Source organism: Mobilicoccus pelagius NBRC 104925 (assembly GCF_000247995.1).
Lineage (GTDB): Bacteria > Actinomycetota > Actinomycetes > Actinomycetales > Dermatophilaceae > Mobilicoccus > Mobilicoccus pelagius.
Genome location: NZ_BAFE01000025.1, coordinates 1 through 21994, shown reverse-complemented (window position 1 = coordinate 21994; position 21994 = coordinate 1). Strand labels below are relative to the sequence as shown.

General features: G+C 70.7%; 17 protein-coding genes and 1 pseudogene. 8 read left to right on the top strand and 10 right to left on the bottom strand.

Translation table 11 applies throughout. From position 1 onward, the window contains the following. Positions 1–84 precede the first annotated feature (84 nt). Entirely contained in the window at positions 85–1806 is a 1722-nt protein-coding gene (locus MOPEL_RS18330) for a methyl-accepting chemotaxis protein (RefSeq protein WP_009481604.1), read from the top strand. Between the two features lie 105 nt (positions 1807–1911). Here MOPEL_RS18330 and MOPEL_RS04155 read toward each other — a convergent pair whose 3' ends face one another. Together MOPEL_RS04155 and MOPEL_RS04150 are read right to left on the bottom strand one after the other, a co-directional pair. Beyond that, a complete protein-coding gene (locus MOPEL_RS04155) occupies positions 1912–2892 on the bottom strand; it encodes a 2-hydroxyacid dehydrogenase (RefSeq protein WP_009481603.1) in 981 nt (326 codons plus the stop codon). A gap of 9 nt (positions 2893–2901) precedes the next feature. Beyond that, a complete protein-coding gene (locus MOPEL_RS04150; RefSeq protein WP_009481602.1) occupies positions 2902–4095 on the bottom strand; it encodes a pyridoxal phosphate-dependent aminotransferase in 1194 nt (397 codons plus the stop codon). 353 nt (positions 4096–4448) lie between these two features. Between MOPEL_RS04150 and gdhA the strand changes: the two genes are divergently transcribed. Further along, complete coding sequence (gene gdhA, locus MOPEL_RS04145) at positions 4449–5795, top strand: NADP-specific glutamate dehydrogenase (RefSeq protein WP_281023891.1); 1347 nt, start codon at positions 4449–4451, stop codon at positions 5793–5795. 86 nt (positions 5796–5881) lie between these two features. On the opposite strand, the gene MOPEL_RS04140 is transcribed toward gdhA, so the two are convergent. The 6 genes from MOPEL_RS04140 to gnd all read right to left on the bottom strand — a co-directional run bounded on the left by MOPEL_RS04140 (position 5882) and on the right by gnd (position 11324). After that, a complete protein-coding gene (locus MOPEL_RS04140) occupies positions 5882–6427 on the bottom strand; it encodes a hypothetical protein (protein ID WP_009481600.1) in 546 nt (181 codons plus the stop codon). A 73-nt stretch (positions 6428–6500) separates the two neighbouring features. Further along, the gene (locus tag MOPEL_RS04135; protein WP_009481599.1) at positions 6501–6968 is read right to left on the bottom strand and encodes an SRPBCC family protein; all 468 of its coding nucleotides are present in this window, start codon (positions 6966–6968) and stop codon (positions 6501–6503) included. Between the two features lie 81 nt (positions 6969–7049). Continuing rightward, entirely contained in the window at positions 7050–7880 is an 831-nt protein-coding gene (locus tag MOPEL_RS04130) for a carbon-nitrogen hydrolase family protein (protein WP_009481598.1), read from the bottom strand. A gap of 12 nt (positions 7881–7892) precedes the next feature. Continuing rightward, positions 7893–9134, bottom strand: a complete 1242-nt coding sequence (locus MOPEL_RS04125; protein WP_009481597.1) for an MFS transporter — start codon at positions 9132–9134, stop codon at positions 7893–7895. After that, the gene (locus MOPEL_RS04120; protein ID WP_009481596.1) at positions 9131–9616 is read right to left on the bottom strand and encodes a hypothetical protein; all 486 of its coding nucleotides are present in this window, start codon (positions 9614–9616) and stop codon (positions 9131–9133) included. The genes MOPEL_RS04125 and MOPEL_RS04120 overlap by 4 nt, the downstream gene beginning before the upstream one ends. A gap of 115 nt (positions 9617–9731) precedes the next feature. Then, positions 9732–11324, bottom strand: a complete 1593-nt coding sequence (gnd, locus tag MOPEL_RS04115; RefSeq protein ID WP_009481595.1) for an NADP-dependent phosphogluconate dehydrogenase — start codon at positions 11322–11324, stop codon at positions 9732–9734. A gap of 214 nt (positions 11325–11538) precedes the next feature. Between gnd and MOPEL_RS04110 the strand changes: the two genes are divergently transcribed. After that, the gene (locus MOPEL_RS04110; RefSeq protein WP_009481594.1) at positions 11539–12690 is read left to right on the top strand and encodes a hypothetical protein; all 1152 of its coding nucleotides are present in this window, start codon (positions 11539–11541) and stop codon (positions 12688–12690) included. Positions 12691–12839: 149 nt separating this feature from the next. Here MOPEL_RS04110 and MOPEL_RS04105 read toward each other — a convergent pair whose 3' ends face one another. Both MOPEL_RS04105 and deoD read right to left on the bottom strand, forming a co-directional pair. Next, positions 12840–14261, bottom strand: a complete 1422-nt coding sequence (locus tag MOPEL_RS04105; RefSeq protein WP_009481593.1) for an MFS transporter — start codon at positions 14259–14261, stop codon at positions 12840–12842. Beyond that, positions 14258–14974, bottom strand: coding sequence for a purine-nucleoside phosphorylase (deoD, locus tag MOPEL_RS04100; protein WP_009481592.1), 717 nt, complete (start codon positions 14972–14974; stop codon positions 14258–14260). Before deoD ends, MOPEL_RS04105 begins: the two co-directional genes overlap by 4 nt. Before the next feature lie 193 nt (positions 14975–15167). Between deoD and MOPEL_RS04095 the strand changes: the two genes are divergently transcribed. The 5 genes and pseudogenes from MOPEL_RS04095 to MOPEL_RS16465 all read left to right on the top strand — a co-directional run. Continuing rightward, entirely contained in the window at positions 15168–15668 is a 501-nt protein-coding gene (locus tag MOPEL_RS04095) for a hypothetical protein (protein ID WP_009481591.1), read from the top strand. A gap of 171 nt (positions 15669–15839) precedes the next feature. Then, a complete protein-coding gene (locus MOPEL_RS04090; protein ID WP_009481590.1) occupies positions 15840–17054 on the top strand; it encodes an MFS transporter in 1215 nt (404 codons plus the stop codon). Between the two features lie 202 nt (positions 17055–17256). After that, complete coding sequence (clpB, locus tag MOPEL_RS04085) at positions 17257–19929, top strand: ATP-dependent chaperone ClpB (protein ID WP_009481589.1); 2673 nt, start codon at positions 17257–17259, stop codon at positions 19927–19929. Positions 19930–20256: 327 nt separating this feature from the next. Beyond that, positions 20257–21654: an alanine/glycine:cation symporter family protein gene (locus MOPEL_RS04075; protein WP_009481588.1), complete on the top strand. Its 1398-nt coding sequence runs from the start codon at positions 20257–20259 to the stop codon at positions 21652–21654. Between the two features lie 218 nt (positions 21655–21872). After that, positions 21873–21994 (top strand): annotated as a pseudogene (locus tag MOPEL_RS16465) (hypothetical protein); the annotation flags it as partial.

The window sequence follows — 21994 nt, the reverse complement described above, 5'->3', positions numbered from 1 at the left end:
AACCCGAACTCGGCCACGACGACCAGCGGCCGACGCCGACCGGGAACGACCTCGGCCCGGCCGCGAACCCCAGAAGGAGCTCTCATGGCATCGAGCCGACTCGCCCGTGCAGGCCGCCGCGGTCGTCCCGCGGCCGCGGGCGGGGCCACCACGGCACCCGCGCCGGACGGGACCCCCACACGCAGCCGAGGCCTCACCGGCGTCGTCGACGCGTGGGGGCTCCGCACGAAGCTCCTCACGATCGGGGCCATCGGTCTGCTCGGCGTGCTCCTCCTCACCGTGCTCACCTGGGTGGGCGTCGGCCGGATGACCGAGGGATCCCAGCGGGCCGCCGATGCCACCGCCGCCGCCAACTCCGCCCAGACCGCAGAGCACCTCCTCGCCGAGGCGAAGCGGGCGCAGATCTCCTACGTCACCGACGTCCACGCGTACGGCGGCAAGCTCGCGACCCGCGACGACATGCCACGTCGCGGCGCGTTCGTCCAGTCCGTCACCCGCGCGCAGGACGGCATCACCTCGTTCCCCGTCGGGGGTCTCTCCGACGACGGCCGCGCCACCTTCGACGACGTGAAGAACCTGGTCGCCACCTACATCGCCCTGGACGGCGAGGCCGCCGAGAACTTCCGCAGCGGCACCCCCGAGGGCCTTGCCGCCGGTGACATCAAGATCCGTGAGTCGCTCGAGACGTACTCGGGGCTCCAGTCCCAACTCGAACTCCTCCAGAACGGCGCCGTCGCGTACGCGGACGAGGCGACGGCCGACGCCGCGGCCACGGCCCGCAACCTCCGCATCGCGTCCCTCGTGGCCCTCACCCTCGCCGCCCTCGGCATCATCGGCACCGCCCTGCTCGTCACCAACCGCATCCTCGCCGCCGTGCAGCAGGTGCGGGCGACGATGGAGGCGATGCGGGAGGGCGACCTCACCGTTCCCGCCCGTGCCACGTCCACCGACGAGATCGGACGCCTCACCCAGGCCTGCGAGGAGACCCGGCAGGCGATGCAGAGCCTCATCGGTGCGGTCTCGGAGGCCTCGGCCACGGTGGGTGCGACGTCCACCGAGCTCAGCGCCGTCGCCGACGAGGTCCAGGGCTCGGCGGAACGCGCCAGCCGGGAGATGGGCCTCGTCTCCGGCGGCGCCGGCACCGTCTCCGACAACGTGCAGACCGTCTCCGCCGGCACCGAGGAGATGACGGCGAGCATCCAGGAGATCTCCCGCAGCGCCAACGACGCCTCCGCCGTCGCCACCTCCGCGGTGCGCGCCGCCGAGCAGGCGAACGCGACGGTCGCGGCCCTCGGCACGAGCAGCGCCGAGATCGGCAACGTCGTCCAGGCCATCACCGGCATCGCCGAGCAGACCAACCTCCTCGCCCTCAACGCGACGATCGAGGCCGCCCGCGCCGGTGAGGCGGGCAAGGGCTTCGCCGTCGTCGCGAGCGAGGTCAAGGACCTCGCACAGGAGACGGCCCGCGCCACCGAGGACATCACGTCCCGCATCGACGACATCCGCCGCGACACCGACACCGCCGTCGCGGCCATCACGCAGATCTCCTCGATCATCGCCCAGATCAACGACGCTCAGACGACCATCGCGTCCGCCGTCGAGGAGCAGACGGCGACGACGAACGAGATGGCGCGCAGCGTGCACGACGCCGCCGACGGTTCCCGGCGCATCGCCGGCACCGCCACGGGCGCGGAGGCCGCGGCCCACGCCTCGACCGAGGCCGCCGGTCACCTCCGCTCGACGGCCGGGCGGCTCAGCGGCCAGTTCGACCGCCTGCACTCCCTCGTCGGACGCTTCCGGTACTGACCTGCGCCGAACCGCCTCGTCGAGAGGCGCCTGCACACGCCGATGCCCGGCACCCGTCGAGGGGAGCCGGGCATCGGCGTGTGCGAGCCGGAGTTCGTCCGCCCGTCAGATCTTCGTGACCGGGGTCTCCGGGCTCCTGCCGGCGAGCACCGCGAGCGCGTTGCGGGCGGCGAGTTCGGCCATCGCCGTGCGGGTCTCGACCGTGGCCGAACCGAGGTGCGGCAGGAGCACGACGTCGTCACGCTCGAGGAGACCCTCATGGACGGCGGGCTCGTTCTCGAAGACGTCGAGACCGGCACCGGCGATCTCGCCGTTCTCGAGGGCCTCGACGAGAGCGGCCTCGTCGATGATCGGGCCGCGGGCGGAGTTCACCACATACGCGGTCTTCTTCATCTTCTCGAGGGCGTCGGCGTCGATGAGGTGGAACGTCGACCCCTCCTGGCCCTCGGGGATGAGGGGGCAGTGCAGGGAGACGACGTCCGCCGTGGCGAGCAGCTCGTCCATGTCGACGCGCCGGGCGGCGGGCTCCTTCGCCACCGCCGGGTCCATCTCGCGGGCGTCGGTGTAGACGACGTCCATGCCGAACGCCTTGGCGCGACGCGCCATCGCGATGCCGATCTGGCCGGCGCCGACGATGCCGATCGTCTTGCCCTGCAGGCCCATGCCGAGCATGTAGAACATGCCCCACTGCCACGGCGTCTTCGAGCGGATGACCCGCTCGCCCTCGCCGAAGCGGCGCGTGACCATGAGCATGAGACCGAACGCCGTGTCGGCCGTCGTCTCGGTGAGCACCTTGGGCGTGTTCGTCGCGACGACCCCGTGCTTCTCGCACGCGGCGACGTCGATGTTGTTGAAGCCGACGGCGACGTTGGCGACGACCTTGAGCTGGTCACCGGCAGCGTCGAGGAACTCGTCGTCGACCTTCTCGGTGAGGAGCGTGAGGATCGCGTCCGCGCCCGTGATCATATGGAGGCACTTCTCCCGCGAGATGCAGTCCTCGGAGTCCCACATCGTGACGTCGTGCTCGGCCTCGAGCATCTCGACGCCCTCGCGGGGGATCCGGTTGGTGATGACGACCTTGGCCATGACCGCTCCTCAGCTCTCGATCCACTGCTTGAGAAGGCCGAGGCCTTCACGGATGTCCTCCTCCGGCAGGCCGGAGTAGGCGAAGCGCACGTACTGGCGCTCCTCGCCCGGCTGCGGCCGTCCGAAGTGCTTACGCGTGCAGAACGAGACGCCCGTGGCGTGCAGCGCCTCCGTGGCGAACGCGTTGACCTCGTCGACGCCCTTGTGTGCCATCGCCTCGGTGACGTCGGGGAAGAGGTAGAACGTCGACTCGGGCTTGGCGATGTGGATGCCCTTCGTCGTGGACAGGACGTCGAACGCGGCGTCACGACGGCCACGCAGCGTCTCGAGGATCGCCTTGACCCCCGTCTGGTCGCCCGTGAGGCCCGCCGCACCCGCGTACTGGATGAACTGCGTCGTGCAGGACTCGTTGTTCGTGTTCATCGTCGAGATGACGCGGGCGATGTCGAGCGGCGCGATGGCTGCACCGAGACGCCAACCCGTCATCGCGAACTTCTTGCTGAACGTGTAGAGGATGACCGTGCGCTGGGCCATGCCGGGGAGCGCGGAGATGCTCTTCGACTCGCCCGAGTACCGCATCTCGAAGTAGGCCTCGTCGGAGAGGACCCACAGGTCGTGCTCGATCGCGAGCTGCGCGACGGCCTCACGCTCGGCGTCGGTGGACTCCGCCGAGATCGGGTTCTGGAGGTCGTTGTAGATGATCGCCCGCGTGTTGGGGGTGATGAGCGAGCGGACCTGGTCGAGGTCGATCGCGAACCCGCGCTCGGTGGGCACGTACCGGTACGCCTTGGCGACGCCGCCGAGGTACTCGATCTGCGACTCGTAGATCGGGAAGCCGGGGTTCGGATAGAGCACCTCTTCGCCGGGGTTCATCACGGCCTGGAGGAACTTCGTGATGACGGGCTTGCCGCCGGGCTGGACGACGACGTTGTCCGCCGTGTACGTCGTGCCACGACGTGCGTTCGTGTCCTCGGCGAGGGCCTCTCGGAGCACGGGGACGCCGGCACCGGGGCAGTACCCCGTCTTGCCCTCGGCGATCGCCTTGTTCATGGCCTCGGTGACGACCGAGGGGGTGGCCAGGTCGATGTCGCCGAGGTGGAAGGGGTAGATGCGATGACCCTTGGCCCCCCACTCGTTCGCCGCCAGGGAGACCGCGAACGCCGTCTCCGTCCCAAGCCTCGTCAACCGCTCCGCCAATGCCATGGCGATCTCCTTTCGGGTGCTGTTCGGTCAGCGTAACGACGGGGTTCAGCGGCGTCCGGCGTTTCCGAAATCGCCCGCCACCTGCTCCGACGCACGTCCGGACGCCCCCCCGCGGGGTGATGTTCGACATCTCGCCGGGCGTTCGCCGCGCCTCAGCCACGCCTCCGCCGAGGCGTCCCGCGTCGGGCGGTTCCCGCGTCCGGTGGGAGCCCGGCGGCGGGGTCTTCTCGCGCCGTGGTCGCGGCGACGCGTCGTCGGGCGCGCGACCTACAGTGGAATCCGGCTCCACGTCACGCGACCCCGGCACGTGGCAGGACCCCGCTCCACGTTCCCCTCACGTCACGGAGGATCCGGTGACCACCGATCTGCATCCCACCCTGCAGCCCATGTTCGAGACCGTGCTCCGGCGCAACCCCGGCGAGGTGGAGTTCCACCAGGCCGCCCACGAGGTCTTCGAGAGCCTGAGCCCCGTCGTCGCCAAGCGTCCCGAGTACGTGCAGGCCTCGATCATCGAGCGCATCTGCGAGCCCGAGCGGCAGATCATCTTCCGGGTACCGTGGATCGACGACTCCGGCAAGGTGCAGATCAACCGCGGGTTCCGCGTCGAGTTCAACTCCGCGCTCGGCCCGTACAAGGGTGGCCTCCGCTTCCACCCGAGCGTCTACCTCGGCATCGTCAAGTTCCTCGGCTTCGAGCAGATCTTCAAGAATGCTCTCACCGGCATGCCGATCGGCGGCGGCAAGGGCGGTTCGGACTTCGACCCCAAGGGCAAGTCCGACCTCGAGATCATGCGGTTCTGCCAGTCGTTCATGACGGAGCTGTACCGCCACATCGGCGAGTACACCGACGTGCCCGCCGGTGACATCGGCGTCGGCGGCCGCGAGATCGGTTACCTCTTCGGCCAGTACAAGCGCATCACCAACCGGTACGAGGCCGGTGTCCTCACCGGCAAGGGCCTCACGTGGGGCGGGTCGATGGTCCGCACCGAGGCCACCGGGTACGGCCTCGTCTACTTCGTCGACGAGATGCTCCGCGCCGACAAGACCTCCTTCGACGGCAAGAAGGTCGTCGTCTCTGGCTCCGGCAACGTCGCGATCTACGCCGCGGAGAAGGTGTCCCAGCTCGGCGGCACCGTCGTCGCGATGTCGGACTCCGGCGGTTACATCGTCGACGAGGGCGGCATCGACCTCGACCTCATGAAGGAGATCAAGGAGGTCCGTCGCGGCCGCATCTCCGAGTACGCGGAGAGCCGCGGCGCGCGCTACGTCGAGGACGGTTCCATCTGGGACGTGCCCTGCCAGATCGCCCTGCCGTGTGCGACGCAGAACGAGCTCGACGAGAACCACGCGGCGTCCCTCATCGAGAACGGAGTCGAGATCGTCGCCGAGGGCGCGAACATGCCTACGACCCAGGCGGGCACGCGTGCGCTGCGCGAGGCGGGCGTACGATTCGCGCCGGGCAAGGCCGCGAACGCCGGCGGCGTCGCCACCTCCGCGCTCGAGATGCAGCAGAACGCCTCGCGCGACTCGTGGTCGTTCGAGGACACCGACGCCCGCCTGCGCGAGATCATGCAGGGCATCTTCGGCAACTGCATGACGACGGCCGAGGAGTACGACATGCCGGGCGACTACGTCGCCGGCGCCAACATCGCGGGCTTCACGCAGGTCGCCGACGCGATGCTCGCCCTTGGCGTCATCTGACACCGGGCATCACCCGCACGACGGGGGCCGCGTCCGAGACGGGTGCGGCCCCCGTCCGCGTCCGTCGGAGTCCGTCGCCGGTCCGGTCAGCGTTCGCCGGTCGCCGCGTCGAGGGGATCGGCAACTCCGGCGCGGGGACCCGACGGGTGGTCGTAGGCGAGCAGCCACCGCTCCGAGGGGTCGAGGGTGAACTCGGCGCGGCGGCGTGTGTGCGTGCCCATGACGGCCGGGGCGCCGTTCGAGACGGCCGCCGGTGGGCGCCGGTAGTCGGTGGCGACGCGGTAGTCGACCCGGCAGGTCGTCGTCTCGCAGGAGACCCGTGCGACCTCGACGGTCGCCTCCGCCACGTCGTACACCTCGACGGCATCGCGACGGGCGGCGGCACGGATCGCTTTCTGCGACCGGGCGAGCTCGTCGCGCATCGCCGGGGTGAGTCCGTCCGGGACCTCCGGTGTGGGCGCCCCGAGGGTGTAGGCCCCGGCGCGGGCGTCGTGCACGGCGTCGAGGGTGGCCGTAGCCGTCCGGGCGTCGAGGGCGGGCGGCCTCGCGAGGGTCGTCGTGGCGAGGGCGAGAGCGCAGGCCGCGAGACCTCCGACCACGAGACCTCCGAGCGTCGAGCCCGACGCACGCATGGTTCCTCCTGGGGACGCAGTGACGAACGCTCCCTCCCGCGCTGAGCAGGAGGGAGCGTTCGTGACGGGTGACTCAGCTGCCGGCGACGGCGGAGGCGAGACGCCCGAGGGAACCCTCGAGCTGCTCCTCGGAGATGAGCGGGAAGCTCACCTTCTTGAGGAGCTCCTTGTCGGTGACCTTGCTCCAGTCGTACGTGAGCTGCACCTGCGTGGCGTCCGGGCCCTCCGGGGTGAGCTCGTACATCCACTCCCAGCCCTTGGGCTCGGTGCCGGCGGGCGCCGTCTGCCAGGCGAGGAGACGGTTCTCGTCGAACCCGGTGACGTGGTTGTCGGTCTGGTAGTCGCCACCCATGTGGGGGGCGTTCATGTTCATCGTGAAGACCTGCCCGTTCGCGGTGATGCGGTCGGTCTTCTCGTCGGAGACGATCTGGCCGGACCCGTCGATCTCGGCGTGGCGGGCCGGGTTGGAGATGACGGCCCAGACGTCCTGCGGGGAGGCGTCGATCGTGCGGCTGACGGTGATCTTCTTCTCGTCGGTCATGACTCCCACCTTGCCCCTTCGTCGTCGTCCTCGCCAGTGGGACCGCTCCACGGGCGTGGCGTGGGGCGGTCCGATCGCCCTTCAGACCTCGAGGATCGGCACCCGGGAGCGGACGTCGTCGACGATGCCGAGGTCGACGGTCGTGACGAGGACGTCGGCGCGGTGGTCGAGCCGGGCCCGCACCTCGCCGAGCGGGCCCACGACGGCGCTACGGCCGATGCCGAGCGCCTGCGCGCCGCGCGGCGGCTGCCACGCCTGGTCGCACGCGACGAGCCACGCCTGCGCGTCCATCGCCCGGGCGCGGACGAGGAGGTCCCACTGCTCGGCCTTGCCCGGCCCCTCGCCCCACGAGGCGGGCAGCGCGACGACCTGGGCCCCCGCCCGGCCGAGGGCGGTGAACTGGTCGGCGAAGCGGACGTCGTAGCAGGTGGCGAACCCCACGGTCGCGCTGCCGCCCCCCTCCAGGGGAACCTCCACCGTGACGAGCTCGGTGCCCGGCGCGACGTGCTCGGACTCGCGCGACCCGAACGCGTCGTAGAGGTGATGCTTGCGGTAGGCGGCCTCGACGCCCCGGCCCGTGACGAGGAGGGTGTTGTGGACGCGCCCGTCACCGGCCGGCTCGAACATGCCGACGACGAGCGTCACGTCGAGCTTCTCGGCGATCTTCCGTACCCCGGTCGCGAACTCGCCGTCGAGCGGCTGCGCCACCGCCGACAGGTCGGTACCGAAACACGCCATCGCCGCTTCGGGGAGGACGACGAGCCGTGCCCCCCCGTGGGCGGCGCGCGTCGCGGCCTCCCGGATCGTCTCGAGGTTCTCCCGCGGCTCCCCGCTCGCGGTGATCTGGCAGGCGGCGACGGTCAACGTGCTCACGGTGGTCTCCCGGGTCGAGGGCTGGTGCGTCCTCACCATCGCACGCCCGGCTCAGGGGAGCGCGGGGATGCGGCGCAGCGCGAGGGTGAGGAGGAGGGCCAGTCCGACGAGCCCGGCGCAGAGGAGGACGACGGCGTCCCACCCGCCGGACTCCCACGCGTGCCCCGCGAGGGCACCGAACACCGACGACCCCGCGTAGTAGGTGAACAGGTAGCCCGAGGACGCCTGTCCCTTGGCGGCGCTGCCCCGCGCCGCGCGGGCGGCGACCCACCCGCTCGCGACGCCGTGGAGCGCGAAGAACCCCGCGGTCATCACCGTGAGGAACACGGCGACGACGACGATCGGCTCGAACCACGTCCCGAGCAGCCCGGCGAGCATGACGACCGCGCAGATCGGCGCGACCGTCCGCTGCCCGAACCGGGAGGCCGCGCGGCCGGCGTACGTCGAACTCACCGATCCCACGGCGTACGTGAGGAACACGAGCCCCACGACGCCGACGGAGTAGTCGTACGGCGGGGCCATGAAGCGATAGCTCATCGCGTTGAACACCCCGACGAACGCGCCCATCGCGGTGCCGCCGATCGCGAAGAGGCACCAGTACGCCGGGTCGCGGAGGATCGCGCGCGCGGTGGCGAGCAGGTGGCGGGTGCTCGCGGGGGCGGGGGTGAATCCGCGGCTCGCGGGCAGGAGCACCCGCACGGCCACAGCGCACGCGAGGCCGACGAGCCCGATGCCGAGCAGCGCCGCGCGCCACCCCGCGACCTCGGCGATCGCGCCGGTGACGAGGCGCCCCGACATCCCGCCGATCGCGGTGCCGCCGATGTAGAGCCCGGCCGCGCGCGCCGTTGCGCTCGGGTGGACCTCCTCGGCGAGGTAGGCCATCGCGACGGCCGGGAGCCCGGCGAGGACGATCCCCTCGACGAGCCGCAGCCCGAGCAAGACGGACCAGCCCGGTGCGAGGGCCCCGGCGAGGGAGACGAGCGAGGCCGCGAACAGCGAGGCGTGCATGAGGGGGGTGCGGCCGAGGATCTCCGACATCGGCCCCGCGACGAGCAGCGCAACCCCCAGCCCGGCCGTCGCGACCGACACCGACAGCGCCGCCGTGCCCGCGTCGAGGCCGAACTCGCTCGACAGGAGCGGCAGGATCGGTTGGGTGCTGTAGAGCAGCGCGAACGTCACGACACCCGCGAGGAACAGAGCGACGGCGATGCGCCGATACCCCGCGCTGCCGGGGAGGTGCCCCTCGAACGGGGCGTCGTCGGGGAGGGGCGTCGCCGCCCCTGCGGTGCTCATGCGCCCTTCGGTCGGCGGAAACGGAGGACGAAGAGGACCGCCCACACGAGCACCCCGACGAGGTAGACGAGGAACGGCGCCGACCCGATCGCCTCGTGGCCGTGGACGGTGAGCCAGGCGAGGTCGAACATCGCGGCGGCGACCAGGAGATTCGTGGCGGCGAGGAGCAGCCACATCTCACGGGAGACGGTCGCGAACGTCGCCTCGGCGCGTTCGGGGGAGAGCCAGTAGTCCTTGTTCGGGATGTTGAGGAACGTCGCCGGCGGCCGCGTCGCGGCCCGGGTGATGAGGGGGGCGACGACGAGCATGAGGATCGTGAGCGGTGCGTTGGCGCCGAGGAACCCGGCGCGGCTGCCGTGGCTCGTCACCGTGCCGTCGAGATCCACCTGCGAGGCCACGCCGTCCGGGGGCAGCACGAACGCCGCCCACACGACGACCCCCACGTACAGCGCGGCGCTCGCCGCCCACACCGTCTTCGCCATGCCCCCAGGTGTACCAGCCCCGGCGGCGCCGGGCCGATCCGGGCGCGGACGCCGACGGCCCCGGTCCGTCCGTGGACGGTGACGGGGCCGCGATCGGTGAGCCGCGGAGCGGGCCTCAGTCGACGGCGATCTCGCTGCGGTCGCCGGACCAAAGGGTGTGGAAGCTGCCCTCGTCGTCGATGCGGCGGTAGGTGTGGGAGCCGAAGAAGTCGCGCAACCCCTGGGTGAGGGCCGCGTTGCCGCGAGGCGCACGGATCGTGTCGTAGTAGCCGATCCCGGCCGCGAAGCCGGGGGCGGGCACACCCGCCTCGACGGCCCGGGCGATCGTGCGCCGCCACCCGCCCTGCGCCTTCTCGAGCCCGTCGCGGATGCTCGGCGCCTCGAGGAGCGTGGCGAGGTTGTTCGCCGCGTACTCGTCGCGGATGCGGTCGAGGATCTTCGCGCGGATGATGCACCCGGCCCGCCAGATCTTCGCGACCTCGGCCATGTTCACGTCCCAGCCGTACTCCTGCCCGGCCATGCGGATCTCGTCGAGACCCTGCGCGTACGCGATCACCTTGCTCGACCACAGGGCGTCGCGGAGGTCGGAGACGAACGACTCCAGATCCTCGACGGCGATGCGCGCGTCGGGGCCGGCGAGGACGCGCTGGGCGTGCTCCCGCAACTCGGCGTGGGACGACGCGGCGCGGGCGAACACCGACTCGGCGATGACGTTGACGGGGGTGGCGAGGTCGAGGGCGCTCTGCACCGTCCACGTGCCCGTGCCCTTCATGCCCGCGGCGTCGACGATGACGTCGACGAGGGCCTTGCCGGTGCGGGCGTCCTTCTGACGGAGCACCTCGGCGGTGATCTCGATGAGGTAGGAGTCGAGGTCACCGGTGTTCCACGTCTCGAACACCTCGGCGGCCTCCTCGAGGGAGAACCCGGCGGCGCGGAGCAGCTCGTAGGCCTCGCCGATGAACTGGATGTCGGCGTACTCGATGCCGTTGTGGACCATCTTGACGAAGTGACCGGAACCGTCGGGGCCGATGTGCGTGCAGCACGGCTCGCCGTCGACGTGGGCGGAGATCGCCTCGAGCATGGGGCCGACGACCTCGTAGGACTCCGTGGGTCCGCCGGGCATGATCGACGGACCCTCGAGTGCGCCGACCTCGCCGCCGGAGACACCTGCGCCGACGAAGTGGAGGCCCAGCTCGGCGAGCTTGGCCTCACGGCGGCGGGTGTCCTGGAAGTAGGAGTTGCCGCCGTCGATGACGACGTCACCCTTCTCGAGGAGCGGGGTGAGGGTGTCGATGACCTGGTCGGTGACGTCGCCCGCCTTGACGAGCAGGATGATCGACCGCGGCCGCTTGAGGCTCCTGACGAAGTCCTCGACGCTGCCCGCGGGGACGAACGTGCCCTCGGCGCCGTGCTCGGTCATCATCGTCGCCGTGCGGTCGACCCAGTGGTCGTAGAGCGCGACGGCGTAGTCGTGGCGGGCGAGGTTGCGGGCGAGGTTGCTGCCCATGACCGCCATGCCGACGACGCCGATGTCCGCGGAGGCCTCCGCCGGGGTGGGGATGTCGACGTCGGGCCGCTGGGTGCGCTCGCCGAGCGCCGTTCCGGTGTCGACCGCCGCGGCGCGTTGCTGTTCGGTGCGGTGATCACTGAGCGCGAGCTCCTGGTCACCGTCGTGCAGGTCGCGGTCGTCTCGCTCGGGCGTCGTCATCCTCGCTCCTCCGGGGTCGGTCGATGTCTCGGCACCACGCTACGGCCCTGGTGGGACGGGCGCGATGGGCGTCGTCCCCGTCTCGGGCCGCACGGCGGCCCCGCTCGTGTGACGGAGGGGTGCGCGTCATCTCCCCGCAACGGCGTCGGATCCGTCAAGATGCGGGAGATCGTGCACGACGGTGTGCCGACGACCCGAGAGGAACCCCTTCCGCATGCGTCACCTTCGCCCCTTCGCCGCGGTCGCGCTCAGCGCCGCGCTCGTCGCCGCTCCCGGGATCGCCACCGCGTCCCCCGTCCTCACCGGATCCACCACGGCCGTGGCCGCCTCGGCCGCGTCCGACCCGGCCGCGCTCAAGGCGCGCATCGCGCGCCTCATGCCGAAGACGGACAGCGCCACCAAGCGGCAGCTCGACCGCCTCATCCGTGACCCGCACCGCATCGACGGCTCCCAGTACCAGTGCGGCCCCACGGAGTTCGCGGCGTGGCAGCGGCAGTCCACGGCCGACTGGACCGACGAGGACTTCCAGATCCTCGACGCCCTCGGCGCCTTCGACCTCCCGACGTACGAGGCCCTCGTCTACGGCTCGGAGAACGACCCGGCGTTCGCGCTGCGCAGCGACGCGCAGGTCCTGCAGAAGACGTTCCGCAAGCTGAAGAAGTTCTGGGACATCAAGAGCGACGACATCCAGCTCATGGCGATGCACGGCGACATGATGCGCGACCCGGCCCGCACGTCCCGCGTGTACCAGACGGTGTTCGGTGTGCCGAAGGCCGAGGCGGACGAGCTCGCCTCGCTCCTCGCCGAGTTCATCGCCCAGCCGAAGTTCCAGGGCGGCAACCACCCGCTGTTCACGCTCAACGCGTTCGCGTTCAGCTCCTACGGTGAGGACGTCGACGGCCTCGGCGTCATCGGCGACCGCATCGTCATGGGCGACGGCATCCTCCGCGCCTACCGTGAGATGGGGTACGGCGACGTCGCCCCGCAGGCGATCCTCGCGCACGAGTTCGGCCACCACGTGCAGTTCGAGCTGCGCATGCACGGCGACGTCGCGAGCCCGGAGGCCACGCGCCGCACCGAGCTCCACGCCGATGCCGCCGCGGCGTACTTCCTCTCCCACCCGCGCGGGATGAGCATGCAGATCAAGCGTGTGACGCAGTTCCTCCGCGTCTTCTACTCGATCGGCGACTGCGGCTTCGACAGCAATGGCCACCACGGCACGCCCAACCAGCGTGAGCGCGCCGGTAACTGGGCCTACCAGCTCCAGGAGAGCGCCCGACCGAAGGGCAAGGTTCTCTCGGCCGCGGAGTTCACGCGTCGTTTCGAGGCGGTCCTCCCGCAGCTCGTCGCGCCCGACGCGGCCTGATCGGCGGCCCGATCGGTGACCCGGCCGCCCGACGCCCGGGTGAGCTGACGCCCGGGTGATCGGGACGATCGGTGAGACCGGGACACGACGAACGGGGGAGGTGCTCATCGTGAGCACCTCCCCCGTTCGTCGTGCGTGGGGGAGGAGGGTCAGGCGGTGGGTGCGATCTCCGCGGGGTCCTCGGTGCGGCCGAGGGCCGCGTCCCGCCTCGCGAGGGCGGCGTGGGCCACCCGGTAGACGAGGAGGGCGAGCACCGCGGCGAGCGCGATGATCCAGAGGACGTTCGCGTACCGCACGCCCTGCTCGGTGGTCGCGCCCGTCGCCCAGGAGAGGAACGACGGCTTCGCGTCCATGAGCGCCGCGGTCGCGGCGATGCCGAGGGGGATGGCGATGTTGATCGTGAGGTTGTAGAACCCGATCGCGACGCCGGACTTGGCCGGCGGGATGTCGCGGATCGCCGTCGACACGAGCGGCGCGTAGAGGAGCGCGAAGCCCGAACCGAACAGCGTGAACGAGACGACGAAGATCCACGTGCCCGCCTCGGGGGCGATCGCCGGGCCGACGAGGGCGACGACGATCATGCCGATGGCGAGGGTGATCGCGGCGGCCGAGTCGAGGACCCGCGCGATACGGCCCGAGAGGATCCCGACGAGGACGGCGCACAGGTACCCGGGCGCGAGGAGGAGCGACGCGTCGCTCTCCGGCAGGCCGTAGAGGTCTCCGACGAGGAACGGGAACATGAACAGGTAGGCGAGCTGCGCCGAGTAGAGGACGAAGACGACGGCGAGCATGCTCGGGTACCGCGGTTCGGCGAAGAACGACGGGTCGACGATCGCCCGCGGGTTGTGCCGCACGTGCCACACGAACAGCGGCAGGGCGACGAGCACGGGGATGAGCCACCACCAGTCGAACGCCTGCAGGTAGAGCATGATGCCGGTCGCGACCGTCGCGATGAGGAACAGGCCGAACACGTCGACGTGGTTCGCCGTCGCCTCGTGCACGGGCACGGTGCGCAGCACGCCCGGGAGGGCGAGGAGGCACAGGAGCGGGACGAGGAAGAACACCGTCCAGTGGACGTACGTCGCGATGAACCCGCTCGCGATCGCGCCGAGGAGCAGCGAGGACTGGAACGCGGCCGTGCTGAACCCGAGGTAGGTCTTCTGGTCCTCCCTCGGGAGGTACTTCGTCACGTAGATGACGTAGAGCGTCTCGGCGGCGGCGAGGCCGGTCGTCTGGATGATGCGTCCTGTGAGGACCCACTCGAACGACGCGCGGCCCGCGTAGCCGACGAGGGAGCCGACGCTGATGAGCCCGACGGCCGCGACGAGCAGCTTGCGCATGCTCACCGCGTCGGCGAGAGCGGCGTACACGACGGCGCCGATGCCGATGATGACGCCGGCGAGGGTGGCCTGGAGGCTCACCGTCGAGGCGGAGAGCCCGAGGTCGTCACCGATCGACTTCGACGCGAACTTGAAGCCGTTGTCGATGATGAGCGAGAAGACGAAGAGGAAGAGGATGACCGGGACGGCCCGTTTGGGATTCGGGCCGGCCCCGAGTCGTGCCGTGCTCATTCCGTCACCGTGGCGAGGGCGATCTCGATCATGGCGGTGAACGCCGTCTGACGCTCCTCCGGCGTCGTGTGGCGGCCGCCGACGAGGTCGTCGCTCACGGTGAAGATGCCGAGGGCGTCGACCCCGGCCGCGGCGGCGTTGGCGTAGAGGCCGGCGGACTCCATCTCGACGCCGAGGATGCCCATGCGGGTCCAGCGGGCGAGGGCGCTCTCGTCGGCGTTGTAGAAGATGTCGCTCGAGAGGACGTTGCCGACGTGGACGGTCTGCTCGGCCTCACGGGCGTGGGCGACGGCGCGCTCGAGGAGGCGGTAGGACCCGATGGGGGCGTACGTGCCGGGGGCGCCGAACTGGCTGAGGTAGTTGCTGTCGGTGGAGGCGGCCTGCCCGATGACGACGTCGTAGAGGTCGATGCCCTCCTGCATGCCGCCGCAGGACCCGACGCGGATGAGCTGCTTGACCCCGAAGGTGTGGATGAGTTCGTAGGAGTAGAGCGAGATCGACGGGATGCCCATGCCGGTGCCCATGACCGACACCTGCTTCCCGCGGTACGTCCCCGTGAAGCCGAGCATGTTGCGGACCTCGTTGAAGCAGACCGGGTTCTCGAAGTAGGTCTCGGCGATGAACTTGGCCCGCAGGGGGTCGCCGGGCAGGAGGATCGACTCCGCGATGGGGGCGCCGTCCGGCTTGATGTGCGGGGTGGAAAGGGTGCTCACGATGTCTCCTCGGTCGGGGTGGGATGCCCTCGACGCTAGGAGCCTCGTGAATAAAGTTCAAGGGCTTTTTGACAAATGTTCGGTGGGCTCGTGAGATCGGCCGCCGCGCAGAATGGGGTGAGCGGCCCCGGGTCGTTACGCTTGACCGGCGGCGGGCCGCTCGCCCGATCGGTCTCGCGTTGAAAGGACCCTCATGGTCGCCTTCGGACTCCTCCTCCTGCTGATCGGCCTCGTCGCCGGCGCGTTCGCCATCTGGGTGGCGATGGCCGGCGCCGCCCAGTCGACGGTCGAGGGCGCCCCCGGCATGGGCGTCGACATCGCCGGCAACACCCTCGTCGTCCAGACCCTCACCCTCGTGATCCTCGGCATCGCCGGCCTCGTGCTCATCCTGTTCGGCCTGTGGCTCATGGTTGCGGCGAGCAAACGCAAGATGCGCGAGGCCAGGGAGCGTCGCGCGATCCGCAAGACGCAGAAGCAGCAGGAACGCGACCTCGCCGACGGCCGTCGCGCCGACACGACCACCACGACGGCGACGCGACCCCAGGCCACGACCGGTCGCGGTCACCTCGACCGCGACGGTGTCGTCGACGAGCGCAGCGGTCGCCCCGTCGCCGACGGCACCGAGTACGAGCCGGGCTCGCACCTCGGCCGCGACGACCGCATTCCGCCGGTCGACGGGCCCGGGCGCCGCTGAGGCCACCGGCCCCACCCTCTACACCGATCCCCCGTCCTCCTCGAGGGCGGGGGATCGTTCATGGGGCCCGTCGGATGCCCGGCGCCGGCGCCGTCCCCCACCTCCGCACCCCGCCTGGGGTGCCCCACCTCCCCGTCCGTCTCGTCCGTCCCCTCGACAGGAGCCTGCCCCGTGACCCAGCCCCACGACGATGTCCCCGCCGACCGTCCGGCCGGTGAGGCGAGGGTGCTCGCGGCACGGAACGGCACACTCGCCGTCTTCGCGGCCAACGGCTTCGCGATGGCGTCGTGGATGTCGCGCCTGCCCGACGTGCGGGAACGGTTCGACCTCACCCCCGGCGCACTCAGCGTCCTCCTCTTCGCGATCTCCCTCGGTGCGCTCGTCGGACTCCCCATCGCGGGGCGCGTGTCCCAGCGCCTCGGGGTCGTGCGGGCGGCGCAGCTCGGCGTCGCCGTCGCCTCGGCGGGACTGCTGTGGGCCGCGACGGCGACCCTGTGGGCACCGAGTCACCTGTGGATCGCGCCCGGTCTCGTCGCGTTCGGTCTCGGCAACGGCGTCTGGGATGTCGCGCAGAACCTCGAGGGCGGCATCGTCGAACAGGCCGTGGGGCGGGCGATCATGCCGTGGTTCCACGCCGCCTACAGTGGCGGCACCGTGGTCGGCGCGTTCGTCGGCGCCGGGATCATCGCGCTGGGGATCCCCACCGTCGTCCACGTCGTCGTGACGACTCTCCTCGCGACGGCGTTCGCGGGCGTGGCGGCGGGCCGATTCCTCCCTGCTGGCGCCATGGAGGAGCACGCGGAGGGCACCGTCGTCCGGAGCGCCTGGACCGAGCCCCGCACCCTGCTCGTCGGCGTCATGGTCCTCGCCGCGGCGTTCGCCGAGGGCACGGCGAACGACTGGATGGCCGTCGCGTTCGTCAGCGGCCACGGCCTGCCCGCCCACCTCGGCGTCCTCATCATGGGCCTCTTCCTCACGGCGATGACCCTCACCCGCGTCCTCGGCACCCACGTCCTCGACCGGTACGGCCGCGTGCCGGTGCTCGGCGCCCTCTTCACCGCTGCCGCGATCGGCAGCCTCATGGTGTGCCTCGGCAGCCTCCCCGTGGCGATCGTCGGCGCCGCCGTGTGGGGGTGCGGTGCGAGCCTGGGGTTCCCCGTCGGGATGTCGGCCGCCTCGGACGACCCGTCGCAGGCGCCCGCGCGTCTGTCGGTCGTGTCGACCCTCGGGTACACGGCGTTCCTCGGCGGCCCACCGCTCATCGGGTTCCTCGGCGACCACGTCGGCGTCCTCCGCGCGCTCCTCGCCGTCGGCGCGGCGTCGCTCGCCGCCCTTCTCGTCCTCCCCGCCGCGCGTCCGGAGGGGCAGGAGGCTGCGACACGGTAGGCCCCGAGCGGCGGGGGCCCCGCTGGTCTCCACGGATCCGCCATGGTGGCCTCCGGGTCCTCGCCTGCTTGGCCCGGCCTGACGCCATGTGCCAAAGTTGAGTGGAATAGACGCAGTTTTTGTGATGTTGTGATCAGTGAGACGTGGACCGCGGTCCACCATCGACCATCGTTCCGACCACACAGCCCCGAGGAGGGCCCCTATGTCTCTCCAACTCACGACGAAGGCGCAGGACGCCTTCTCGACGGCCGTGCGCAGTGCCGCCGCCGCCGGGCATCCTCACGTCGAGGCCGCCCACCTTCTCTCCGCCCTCACCGACCAGACCGACACGACGACGGGCCCGCTGCTCGACGCCTCCGGCAGTTCGATGCTCGCCGCACGCCGCGCGGCCGAGGCCAAGCTCGCCCAGCTCCCGCAGGTCTCCGGCTCCACCGTCACCTCCCCGAGCCTCTCCCGCGGTGCCCAGAGCGTCCTCGAGCAGGCCCGCCAGGTGATGGAGGCCATGGGCGACACCTACGTGTCCACCGACCACCTCCTCCTCGCGCTCGCGCGATCCGGCGAGTTCGGCCTCGACGCCGAAGCCATCGACCGGCTCATCCCGCAGATGCGCGGCGGCGGCAGGGTCACCTCGGAGAACCCCGAGGACCAGTTCAACGCCCTGCAGAAGTACGGCACCGACCTCACCCTTGCCGCCCGCGAGGGCAAGCTCGACCCCGTCATCGGCCGCGACTCCGAGATCCGTCGCGTCGTCCAGGTGCTCAGCCGCCGCACGAAGAACAACCCCGTGCTCATCGGCGAGCCCGGCGTCGGCAAGACGGCCGTCGTCGAGGGCCTTGCCCAGCGCATCGTCGCGGGCGACGTGCCCGAGTCCCTCCGCGACAAGCGGCTCATCGCGCTCGACCTGTCCGCCATGGTCGCGGGCGCGAAGTACCGCGGCGAGTTCGAGGAGCGCCTCAAGGCCGTCCTCACCGAGATCAAGGAGGCCGAGGGCAAGGTCGTCACCTTCATCGACGAGCTCCACACGATGGTGGGCGCCGGTGGTGGCAGCGACGGCTCGATGGACGCCGGCAACATGCTCAAGCCGCTGCTCGCCCGCGGTGAGCTGCGCCTCGTCGGTGCCACCACACTCGACGAGTACCGCAAGTACATCGAGAAGGACGCCGCCCTCGAGCGCCGGTTCCAGCAGGTCTACGTCGGCGAGCCGAGCGTGGAGGACACCATCGCGATCCTCCGCGGACTCAAGGAGCGGTACGAGGCGCACCACAAGGTCGCCATCGCCGATTCCGCGCTCGTCGCCGCTGCCACGCTGTCCGACCGTTATATCCAGGCACGGCAGCTCCCCGACAAGGCCATCGACCTCGTCGACGAGGCCGCCTCCCGCCTCCGCATGGAGATCGACTCCTCTCCGGTCGAGATCGACGCGCTCCGTCGCGCCGTCGACCGGCTCAAGATGGAGGAGCTCCACCTCTCCCGCGAGACGGACGAGGCCTCCGCCGAACGCCTCGAGCGGCTGCGGGCCGACCTTGCCGACAAGCAGGAGGAACTCGCCGGGCTCACCGCCCGGTGGGAGGCCGAGAAGGCCGGACTCAACCGCGTCGGTGACCTCAAGGCACGCCTCGACGAGCTGCGCAGCACCTCCGAGCGTCTCCAACGCGAGGGGGACTTTGCCGAGGCCTCCAAGATCCTCTACGGCGAAATTCCCGCGCTCGAGAAGGAGATCGCCGCGGCGAGCGCCGCCGAGGCCGCCGTCCCCGTCGACCCCATGGTCAAGGACGAGGTCGGCGCCGACGACATCGCCGAGGTCATCTCGAGCTGGACGGGCATCCCCGCCGGTCGGCTGCTCGAGGGCGAGACCGAGAAGCTCCTCCACATGGAGAGCTACCTCGGCGAGCGCCTCATCGGCCAGACCGACGCGGTGCGTGCCGTGTCCGACGCGGTGCGTCGCAGCCGGGCCGGCATCGCCGACCCCGACCGCCCCACCGGGTCGTTCCTCTTCCTCGGCCCGACGGGTGTCGGCAAGACGGAGCTCGCCAAGTCGCTCGCGGACTTCCTCTTCGACGACGAGCGGGCGATGGTCCGCATCGACATGAGCGAGTACAGCGAGCGTCACGCGGTCGCGCGTCTCATCGGTGCCCCACCCGGCTACGTCGGTTACGACGAGGGCGGTCAGCTCACCGAGGCCGTGCGGCGGCGTCCGTACTCCGTCGTGCTCCTCGACGAGATCGAGAAGGCCCACCCGGAGACCTTCGACATCCTCCTGCAGGTGCTCGACGACGGCCGTCTCACCGACGGTCAGGGACGTACCGTCGACTTCCGCAACGTCATCCTCGTGATGACGTCGAACCTCGGCAGCCAGTTCCTCGTCGACGAATCCCTCACGCCCGAGGCCAAGCGCGACGCCGTCATGGCCGCCGTGCGCGCCTCGTTCAAGCCGGAGTTCCTCAACCGCCTCGACGAGACGGTGATCTTCGAGCCGCTCTCGACCGCCGATCTCTCGCAGATCGTCGATCTCCAGGTGCAGAGCCTCGGCCGTCGTCTCGCCGATCGACGCATCACCCTCCAGGTCACCGACGGCGCCCGCGAGTGGCTCGCCCTCACGGGATACGACCCCGCCTACGGTGCCCGCCCGCTGCGCCGGCTCGTGCAGAAGGAGATCGGCGACCGGCTCGCCAAGGCGCTCCTCGGCGGTGAGGTCCGCGACGGTCACGTCGTCGAGGTGGACGTGGACCTGGCGGAGGACCACCTCGTCCTCGCCGACCGCGGACCGCTCGGGGAGCAGGCCGCCCACCCTGCGGCCACGACGCCGAACGCCGACGTCACGGCCGGCGACACCGGTGGCGACGACGACGTCGTCGACGCCGAGATCGTCGACTGACACACCGCTCCGCGGTACGAGTCGCCGCCCGCCTCCGACGAGGTCGGGCGGGGCCGTCACGAAGGACCCGCCCGTCACGCGACGGTCGGGTCCTTCGTCGTTCACGATCGGCCGGCGCCGTCCGCGGCGGCCGCCGTTCGTCGGCCGGCGACGTCGGTTCGTCGATCCGCGGCGCCGGTTCGGCGAGACGGTGCGTGCGCAGCGCCCCATCCGCCCCGTCCTGCTGCCACACTCTGTCGACGGCGATCCCCCTCACACCGGCTGTGCTCCCGCACGTCCACCCCCGGGGGACATCCGGCCGTGGTCACCGACTCGAGGGATGGACGAATGGAACAACTGCTGCCAGGTCTGCTCGCCCTGAACGAGGCCGTCAACGGCTTCGTCTGGGGCCCGGTCATGCTCATCGTGCTCGTCGGTACGGGCGTGTACCTGTCCGTCCGCACCGGGTTCTTCCAGATCCGCAAGTTCGGCTACGCGATGCGGAACACGATCGGCCGGGTGCTCGGCGGGCGCAGCCAGAAGGCCGACGACGAGAACATCAGCGGTTTTCAGGCCGTCTCCACCGCCCTCGCCAGCACCGTCGGCACCGGTAACGTCGTCGGCGTCGCCACGGCGATCAGCCTCGGCGGGCCCGGTGCGGTCTTCTGGATGTGGGTCAGTGCCTTCTTCGGGATGATGACGAAGTATGCCGAGATCGTCCTCGCGATGAAGTACCGCCATGTCAACAGCGAGGGCCGCTACGTCGGTGGACCCATGTATTACATCCACGACGGCCTCAAGCAGCCGTGGCTCGCCTACCTCTTCGCGATCTTCGCGACGCTCGCCACCTTCGGCATCGGCAACATGACGCAGGCCAATTCCATCGCCGGAGCCGTCGAGAGCAGCTTCGGCGTCGACCGCATGGTCACCGGCATCGTCCTCGTCGTCCTCACCGCCGTCGTCATCCTCGGCGGCATCAAGAGCATCGCCCGCGTCACCGAGAAGCTCGTCCCGGTCATGGCCGTGTTCTTCGTCGTCATGTCTCTCGCGCTGCTCGCGCTCCACGCCGGGCAGATCCTCCCCTCGCTCGGCCTCATCGTGCGGTCGGCGTTCGACCCGGCCTCGGCCCTCGGCGGCGCGGCCGGATTCACGCTTGCGCAGGCGATCCGCATGGGTGTCGCCCGCGGCGTCTTCTCCAACGAGGCGGGCCTCGGCTCCGCACCGATCGCCCACGCGGCGTCCAACACGCGCGAGCCCGTCGAGCAGGGCCTGTGGGGCATCTTCGAGGTGTTCGTCGACACGATCGTCATCTGCACGATGACCGCGCTCGTCATCGTCACGACGGGGGTGTGGCAGGCGGAGCACGAGGGTGCCGCCCTGACCATCGCCGCATTCAACCACGGCCTGCCCGGAACGATCGGGGGCATCGGCCTCACGATCGGTCTCGCGATGTTCGCCTATTCGACGATCCTCGGCTGGTCCTACTACGGCGAGAAGAGCCTCGAGTTCCTGTTCCGCCACACGGCGCACGTCAAGAAGGCGATCCTCGTCTACCGGATCGTGTTCGTCGCGGCCGTGCTCGCCGGCGCCGTCGGCAGCCTCAAGGTCGTGTGGGACATCGCCGACACCCTCAACGGGCTCATGGCCATCCCCAACCTCATCGGCGTGCTCCTCCTCTCCGGGGTCGTCGTCAAGGAGACCCGGAGCTACGTCGACCGTCAGAAGTCGCGCGAGCTCCAGGACTGAGACGTCCGGCCCGGCCGGAGACGGCCGACCACGGGACCGCGGCGGGTGCTCCCCGCCGCGGTCCCGTCGTCTTCTCCGGCGCGGTGAGGGACGAGGGCGGGAGAGAGCGGACGAGGGTGACAGGCGCCACACGCGGATGTGCCCCGCCGATCGGGTCTCGCGCGACAGCCTGAGTTCACTCACGTTGTCGTGATCGTTCACTCACACGAAAGGAGCACGAGCTGCTCCTGCACGACCTGAACTACAAGTCGTTCCAGGACTTCAGCGTCGAGTTCCTCGGACCGTGGGCCGGGTTCTTCTCCGGCTGGACCTACTGGCTGTGCTGGGTCGTCACCGGGAT